This window comes from Streptomyces sp. NPDC006283, assembly GCF_040613325.1.
Lineage (GTDB): Bacteria > Actinomycetota > Actinomycetes > Streptomycetales > Streptomycetaceae > Streptomyces.
Genome location: NZ_JBEXRZ010000290.1, coordinates 1 through 7,574, shown reverse-complemented (window position 1 = coordinate 7,574; position 7,574 = coordinate 1). Strand labels below are relative to the sequence as shown.

Genomic DNA, 7,574 nt, shown 5'->3' with positions numbered 1-7,574 from the left:
GTCCCCGACAGCAGGACGGGGTCCTTGTCCTGGACGAGGACGGCGCCACGGGCCGCGGCGAGCGGCTGCTCGTCCAGTGCCACACCACCGAGAAGAACGGACGGCCCGGCGGCCCCCCGAAGAGCGGTGTGAACTCTGCGGGGCGCCCCTCGGCGGTGAACGCCACCGGCACCTGGTCGACACCGAAAAGCGTGCACTGGCCTGCGTCTGCGGCCCCTGCTCCCAACTGCTGGACCGCTCGGGCCGCTTCCGCGCGGTCCCCGGCCGCTACCTGAGCGACCCGGGCCACCGGCTCGACGACAACGCCTGGGAGCTGCTGCGGATCCCCGTCGGCGTCGCCTACTTCTTCCACAACTCCGCACTCGAACGACTCGTCGCGCTCTACCCGAGCCCGGCCGGCGCCACCGAAAGCGAACTCGAGCCGTCGTCCTGGCAGACCGTCCTCGAAGGGACGCACCTGGCAGCGCTGCTCGAACCGGACGTCGAGGCTCTGCTGTTGCGCCGCCACGACGGCCGCACCGAGTGCTACCTGGTGCCGATCGACATCTGCTACGAACTGGTGGGCCGTATGCGACTGCGCTGGCAGGGCTTCGACGGCGGCGCGGAGGCCCGGGCCGACCTCGACGCGTTCTTCGCCCATGTCCGCGCCACGGCCCGCGACGTGCAGGGGAGCCGGCCATGACCGAGTTCTCCTTCAGCTGCACCGGCGTGCGCGCCGACCCGTACGCCGCGGGTCCGACCCTTGTGTTCCGCCTGCGGATCACCGCCTCCGAGGGCGTACGGGTCCACGCCCTCGCACTGCGCTGCCAGATCCGCGTCGAACCCGCCCGGCGTGGATACGACAACGCGGAGGCCGAGGCCCTGAGCGACCTGTTCGGCGAGCGCTCCCGTTGGGGCAGCAGCCTCAACCCGGTGCAGTTCGCCCAGGCCTCCGTGATGGTCCCCGGCTTCACCGGGGAGATCGAGACGGACCTGGTCGTGCCCTGCACCTACGACACGGACGTCGCGGCATCCCGCTACTTCCGGTCCCTGAAAGACGGGGAGGTGCCACTGCTCATGCTGTTCTCCGGTACCGCCTTCACCGGCCCCGGCGGCTTCCATGTCGAGCCCGTCCCCTGGGACAAGGAGATCGCCCATCGGATGCCCGTGAAGACCTGGCAGGACATGGTCGACCAGCACTTCCCCGGCTGCGGCTGGATCCGGCTCCCCCGGGACGCCATGGACGCGCTGCTCGCCTATCGGTCGCGGCGCGCGCTGCCCTCGTGGGAGGCGACCGTCGAGACGCTCCTCGAAGCGGCGGGGGAGCGGACGCCATGACCGTGACCACCACGTTCACCCCCGACACCCAGGCCCGGCTCGCCGTCGCCCGGCAGGTCGCCGACGCGGTGCTCTTCGAGGGCTATGTGCTCTACCCGTACCGGGCGTCGGCGGCCAAGAACAAGCTGCGCTGGCAGTTCGGGGTCCTCGTCCCTCCGGCCTGGAGCGCGGCGGGCGAGGAGCACGACTTCCAGCACACCGAATGCCTCATGGAACCCAAGCGGGGTGCGACGCTCGCGCTCGAGGTCCGCTTCCTGCACACCCAGCGGCGCGTCGTCCAGGAGGCCAGACCCGACGGGACGTTCGAGACGGTGCGCGAACTGCACCTGGACGACCGGGTCCTGGTGCCCTGGGACGAAGGCCAGGAGGAGAGGGTCGAACTGACCGTGCCGGTTGCGGAGCTGACCGGCGACGGCGTCGCCTTCCCCTTCACGCGTCCGGCGGCGGAGGACACCGAGCCGGTCACCGACGCCGCAGGCCGGGTTGTCGGACGGCTCGTACGCCGCCGCGAGGAGATCAACGGCGCCGTACGCCTGTCCACCACGGAGCTGGACGGCCCGTACCGCGTCGAGCGGCTCTGCGTGGTCGTGGAGAACACGAGCTCCTGGATGCCCGACAGCGGCGGCGACCGCGACGCCGCCCTGCCCTACTCCCTGGTCGCCAGCCATGTGCTGCTGCGTCTGGGCGCCGGCGCCTTCCTCTCCATGACCGACCCGCCCGAATGGGCGCGAGGTGCTGTCGCGGCCTGCCGCAATCTGCACACATGGCCCGTGCTCGCCGGTGAACCGGGCACCCGCGACCTGGTGCTCTCCTCGCCGATCATCCTCGAGGACCATCCGGCCATCGCGCCCGAGAGCCCGGGGGCCCTGTACGACGCCACCGAGATCGACGAGATCCTCGCCCTGCGCACGGCGGCACTCACCGACGAGGAGAAGCGCGAGGCGAGAGGTACGGACGCCCGCGCGGCGGCCGTGATCGACCTCGCCGACACCATGCCGCCGGAGGTCCTTGAGCGCCTGCACGGAGCGGTGCGCAGCCTGCGGGAGGTGACCGGACAGCAGGAACCCGACGAACAGGCCGTGTTCCGGCCCGACACCCCCTGGTGGGACCCGGGCGGCGACGCGAGCGTCGATCCGGACCGCGACCACGTCCTGGTCGACGGCCGGACGGTACGCGCGGGCAGCAGGGTGACGCTGCGGCCGGGCCTGCGCCACACCGACGCCCAGGACCTGTTTCTGCACGGCCGCAGCGCACTCGTCGAAGCCGTGCTGCACGACGTCGACGGAGGGGTGCACATCGCTGTCACCGTCGACGACGACCCCGGCGCGGACATCCGCCGCGAACAGGGGCGGTTTCTCTACTTCCAGCCCGACGAGGTCGAAGTCCTGGAGGACGCGTGACCAGTCCCGCACCGCCCGGTCCCCGCACCCTGGTCGCCGGGGTCGGCAACATCTTCCTCGGTGACGACGGCTTCGGCGTCGAGGTCGCCAGAAGGCTGACCCAGGAGGAACTGCCGTCCGACGTCGAAGTGGCCGACATCGGGATCCGCGGCGTCCACCTCGCCTATCAGCTCCTCGACGGCTACGACACCCTCGTGATCGTCGACGCGAGCGCGCGCGGGGGCGAACCGGGAACGCTGTATCTGATCGAGGTCGAGGCGGGCGCGCCCGGTGACCGGCCGGTTGCGCAAGACGTCCCGCTCGACGGGCACCGGATGTCGCCCGACGCCGTCCTGGCACTGCTCGGCACGCTGTGCGCGGGAACCGGCGCAGCGCCCCCGCGCCGCACGCTGGTGGTCGGCTGCGAACCCGCCGTCATCGACGAAGCCATCGGGCTCAGCCCGCAGGTGGACGCCGCGGTGCCGGCAGCGGTGCGGATGGTGACCGACCTGGTCCGGAAGGAAGCCGTCGTATGAAAGGCCGCCGCATGACAAGCCGCCACATGACAAGCCGTCGCAGCAGAAGTACGGAGAACCCCATGAAGAAGACCATCATCGGCGGCGCTGCCGCCGCCACCGCCGCCACGGCGGTCGCCGCCATCGTCAGGGGCGTCCTGCCCGACCTCAGGCGCTACTTGCGCATCCGCAAGATGTGACGCCCGGCGTGCACCCGGGCCGGCGGGGCGGCCCGGGTGAACCGAACGGCGTACGCAACGGTGTGATTCCGGCGTGCCGGACGCCCGGGTGCCGCGGCTCCGCCCTGTAATGGGCGCCGGAGACACCCCCGGGCAAGGACGGAGACCGATGCACGAGATGTCCGTCGCGCTCGCCGTCGTCGAGCAGGTCGAGCACGCCGCACGCTCCGGTGGGGCCGTGGGCGTCGAGAGCGTCCGACTCGAGGTGGGGGAGCTGGCCGGGGTCGTCCCCGACGCGCTGGCCTTCTGCTTCGAACTCGCCTGCGCCGGCACGGTCCTCGAAGGCGCCGAACTCATCACCCGGTCCGTCCCGGGCACCGCACGCTGCGGGGCGTGCGCGGACGTGTGGAACGTCGGAGTGCCACCGCAGTTGATCTGCCCCGCGTGCGGCGACGCCGCCGCCGATCTCGTCTCGGGCCGGGAGCTGCGGATCTCCGAGGTGCGGTGGGCCGACGCCGACGCCGACGCCGACGCCGACAGCGGAGCCGACACCGACGACACGCCCGCAACCATCCGCGAACCGATCCTCGAGGAGAGCCGACCATGTGCCGAGTAGTTGACCTCCAGCGGGCCGTCCTGGCGAAGAACGAGGCGGCGGCACGGATTCTGCGGACCGAGCTGGCCGCACGCGGCACCACGGTCGTCAATCTGCTCTCCAGTCCCGGCAGCGGCAAGACCGCCCTGCTCGAGCGCGAGCTGCTGCTGGCACAGGAACGCGGCGTCCCCGTCGCCGCGCTCACCGCCGACCTGGCCACCGAGAACGACGCGGAACGTCTCTCCCGCTCCGGCGCCCCCGTCAAGCAGATCCTCACCGACGGACTGTGCCACCTGGAAGCCGACATGCTCGCCGGGCATCTGCACAACTGGCTGCCAGAGGACACCCGGCTGCTGTTCGTCGAGAACGTCGGCAATCTCGTCTGCCCCGCCTCCTACGACCTCGGCGAGTCGCTCCGGGTCGTCCTCGCCTCCGTGACCGAGGGGGAGGACAAGCCGCTCAAGTACCCCACCGCCTTCGGACTCGCGCAGCTGGTCGTCGTCACCAAGACCGACATGGCGGAGCCCGCCGCGTTCGACGAGGCCACCTTCCGCAGCAATGTGCAGCAGGTCAACCCCGGTGTCGAGGTGGTCCTCACGTCCGTACGCAGCACAGTGGGCGCGGGCGCTCTCCTCGACCGGGCCCTGGCGGCGGCCCAGGGAAGCGCCGTCCACGCTCCGGTGATGGCCCAGGCCCGCGCGTGATCACGACGCAGTCCGGTGCGGCCCTCGCGCAGGCCGTGCAGCGCAGCAGGGTCGTCGTGCGGGGCGTGGTGCAGGGTGTGGGCTTCCGGCCCTACCTGTACACGCTGGCCACGGGACTGCGGCTCTCGGGTCATGTGACCAACACGGTCGACGGTGTGGTCGTCGAGGTCGAAGGGGAACCGGCCGCCGTCGCGCGGTTCTGCGCCCGTATCGCTCCCGAAGCCCCGCCTCTCGCGCTGGTCGAATCGGTGGACGCCACCGAGGTGCCCGCCACCGGGGGAAGCGGCTTCACCATCGTCCCCTCCCGCGCGGGGGGTCCCGTACGCACGTTGGTCTCACCGGACACGGCCACCTGCGCCGACTGTCTTGCGGAGCTCTTCGACCCGGCGGACCGGCGGTACCGCCATCCGTTCATCACGTGCACACACTGCGGGCCGCGTTTCACCATCGTCACCGGGCTGCCCTACGACCGCGAACACACCACCATGGCCGGGTTTCCGATGTGCCCCGACTGCGCACGGGAGTACCACGATCCGGCCGACCGCCGATTCCATGCCCAGCCGGTCGCCTGCCCCGCCTGCGGCCCCCGGATGCGGCTGATCGTCGCCGGGAGCGACGGCGCCGGAACGTCCTCGGGCGTGCCTGCGGACACGGATCCGATCACCGAAGCGCGCCGGCTGCTGGACAGCGGCGCGATCGTCGCCGTCAAGGGGCTCGGGGGCTACCACCTGGCCTGCGACGCGACGAACGCCGCGGCGGTGGCCGAGCTGCGGCGGCGCAAGGCCCGTGGAGACAAGCCGTTCGCCCTGATGGCCAAAGACCTTGCCGTCGTGGAGCGCCTCGTTCGATGCGGTCCCGAGGAAAGAGACCTGCTCTCCGCGAGTTCCCGCCCCATCGTCCTGATGCGGCGCCGTCCCGGTGCCCGGCCGTCCGCGGGCACCGGCCTCCCCTGCGAAGGGGTCGCGCCCGGCAGTCCCGACCTCGGCGTCATGCTCCCCTACACGCCCGTGCACCATCTGCTCCTCGGGACCGGCACACAAGGGCAGGAAGCGCCCAGGCTGTTGGTCATGACCAGCGGCAACATCGCCGGCGAACCCATCGTCACCGACGACAAGGAAGCACTGACGCGGCTGGCCGGCCTCGCGGACGCCTGGCTGCTCCACGACCGCCCCATCCATGTGCCGTGCGACGACTCGGTGATGCGCGTCTGCGACGGCGAGCCGCTGATGCTGCGCCGCTCCCGCGGACACGCCCCGCTGCCCCTCGCCCTGCCCGTGCCGGTGGCCCCCGCCCTTGCCGTCGGCGGTGACCTCAAGAACACCTTCTGCCTCGGCGAGGGCCGCAAAGCCTGGCTCTCGGCCCACATCGGGGACATGGACGACCTCGCGACGCAGCTGGCGTTCGAACGCGCAGAAGAGCAGTTGGAGTCGATCACAGGAGTGCGGCCCCGGGTGCTGGTCGCCGACCGGCACCCGGCCTACCGGTCCGCCCAGTGGGCGCGCCGGAACGCCGGCGGGCGCCCGGTCGAACGGGTCCAGCACCACCATGCCCATGTCGCGGCCGCCATGGCCGAGCACGGCCTCGACGGCAGCCGCCCGGTGATCGGAGTCGCCTTCGACGGCACCGGACACGGTGACGACGGCGCAGTGTGGGGCGGCGAGTTCCTGATCGCCGACTACGCGGAGTACTCCCGGTTCGCGCACCTCGCGTACGTCGCGCTGCCCGGCGGCGACGCGGCCGTGCGCCGCCCGTACCGCATGGCGCTGGCGCACCTGCGGGCGGCGGGTATCGCCTGGAGTGGTGACCTGCCGTGCGCGGCGGCCTGCCCGGCCGAGGAACTCCGCCTGCTCGGGCAGCAGTTGGAGCGCGACCTGAACTGTGTGCCCACCTCGAGCATGGGCCGCCTGTTCGATGCGGTCTCGTCGCTGGCCGGAGTCTGCCATCGCGCCGGCTACGAGGCGCAGGCCGCGATCGAACTCGAGGCCACCGCCCTGGGCGGGGAGACCGAGGAGGACGCCCGGTACGCGTTCCGGCTGGTCCGGTCGGCCGCGTCCCCGATCGCGTGCGACCCAGGGCCCCTGCTCGGTGCAGTCGTCGAGGACCTGCGGTACGGCGTCCCCGCGCCGGCCGTCGCGGCGCGCTTCCATCAGGCGGTGGCGCGGCTCGTCCGCACGGTGTGCGCCGCGGCGCGTGAGGAGACCGGGACGGAGACCGTCGCACTGACCGGCGGGGTGTTCGCCAACGTCCTGCTCTCCTCCCTCTGCGCCCGCGGTCTGCGCCAGGACGGCTTCACGGTCCTGCGCCATCAGCGGATCCCACCGAATGACGGAGGGCTGGCCGTCGGCCAGCTCGTCGTGGCCGCCCACGCCGCCGCGGAGGCCTGATCACGGGCGCAGGCCCACCAGCCCAACGTTAAGGAGACACGTATGTGCCTTGCGGTACCCGGCAGAGTGCTGGGCGTCGAGGACCGGGACGGTACCCGCATGGCCACCGTCGACTTCGGCGGAGTGGTCAAGGAGGTGTGCCTGGAATACCTGCCGGACCTGCAGGTCGGTGAGTACGCCATCGTCCATGTCGGCTTCGCCCTCCAACGACTGGACGAGGAATCGGCCCGCAGAACGCTGGAGTTGTTCGAGAACCTCGGCATGCTCCAGGAGGAGTTCGGCGACCCGTGGGAAGCGGCCGCCCACATGGAGGAAGCGGAACGGCCGGCGCAGGACGGCGTCGCCGGGGAGGTGCAGCGGTGAAGTACATCGACGAATTCCACGACCCGGACCTGGCGGCCCGGCTGCTCGACGAGATCCGCGCCGCGGTGACCCGACCATGGGCGCTGATGGAGGTCTGCGGCGGCCAGACCCACACCATCATCCGGCACGGCATCGACC

Annotated in this window: 8 protein-coding genes and 1 pseudogene; all 9 read left to right on the top strand. The window is 71.8% G+C overall.

Annotated features, from left to right (window positions below):
- The first annotated feature begins 76 nt into the window (after positions 1-76).
- On the top strand, positions 77-682 hold the full coding sequence (locus tag ABZ070_RS33880) for a DUF5947 family protein (protein ID WP_356639623.1): 606 nt from the start codon (positions 77-79) through the stop codon (positions 680-682).
- The gene (locus ABZ070_RS33875; RefSeq protein WP_356639621.1) at positions 679-1,317 is read left to right on the top strand and encodes a DUF6084 family protein; all 639 of its coding nucleotides are present in this window, start codon (positions 679-681) and stop codon (positions 1,315-1,317) included. Before ABZ070_RS33880 ends, ABZ070_RS33875 begins: the two co-directional genes overlap by 4 nt.
- Complete coding sequence (locus ABZ070_RS33870; protein ID WP_356639619.1) at positions 1,314-2,717, top strand: hypothetical protein; 1,404 nt, start codon at positions 1,314-1,316, stop codon at positions 2,715-2,717. The genes ABZ070_RS33875 and ABZ070_RS33870 overlap by 4 nt, the downstream gene beginning before the upstream one ends.
- Positions 2,714-3,232 carry a hydrogenase maturation protease gene (locus ABZ070_RS33865; protein WP_356639617.1) on the top strand — a complete coding sequence of 173 codons (519 nt, stop codon included), beginning with the start codon at positions 2,714-2,716 and terminating at the stop codon, positions 3,230-3,232. The genes ABZ070_RS33870 and ABZ070_RS33865 overlap by 4 nt, the downstream gene beginning before the upstream one ends.
- Before the next feature lie 327 nt (positions 3,233-3,559).
- Positions 3,560-4,006 carry a hydrogenase maturation nickel metallochaperone HypA gene (gene hypA / locus ABZ070_RS33860; RefSeq protein WP_356639615.1) on the top strand — a complete coding sequence of 149 codons (447 nt, stop codon included), beginning with the start codon at positions 3,560-3,562 and terminating at the stop codon, positions 4,004-4,006.
- Entirely contained in the window at positions 3,994-4,689 is a 696-nt protein-coding gene (gene hypB, locus ABZ070_RS33855) for a hydrogenase nickel incorporation protein HypB (protein WP_356639613.1), read from the top strand. The genes hypA and hypB overlap by 13 nt, the downstream gene beginning before the upstream one ends.
- On the top strand, positions 4,686-7,073 hold the full coding sequence (gene hypF, locus ABZ070_RS33850; protein WP_356639611.1) for a carbamoyltransferase HypF: 2,388 nt from the start codon (positions 4,686-4,688) through the stop codon (positions 7,071-7,073). The genes hypB and hypF overlap by 4 nt, the downstream gene beginning before the upstream one ends.
- Before the next feature lie 42 nt (positions 7,074-7,115).
- Entirely contained in the window at positions 7,116-7,436 is a 321-nt protein-coding gene (locus ABZ070_RS33845) for a HypC/HybG/HupF family hydrogenase formation chaperone (protein ID WP_356639609.1), read from the top strand.
- A pseudogene (locus ABZ070_RS33840) lies at positions 7,433-7,574 on the top strand (hydrogenase formation protein HypD); the annotation flags it as partial. The gene ABZ070_RS33845 and the pseudogene ABZ070_RS33840, both read left to right, overlap by 4 nt.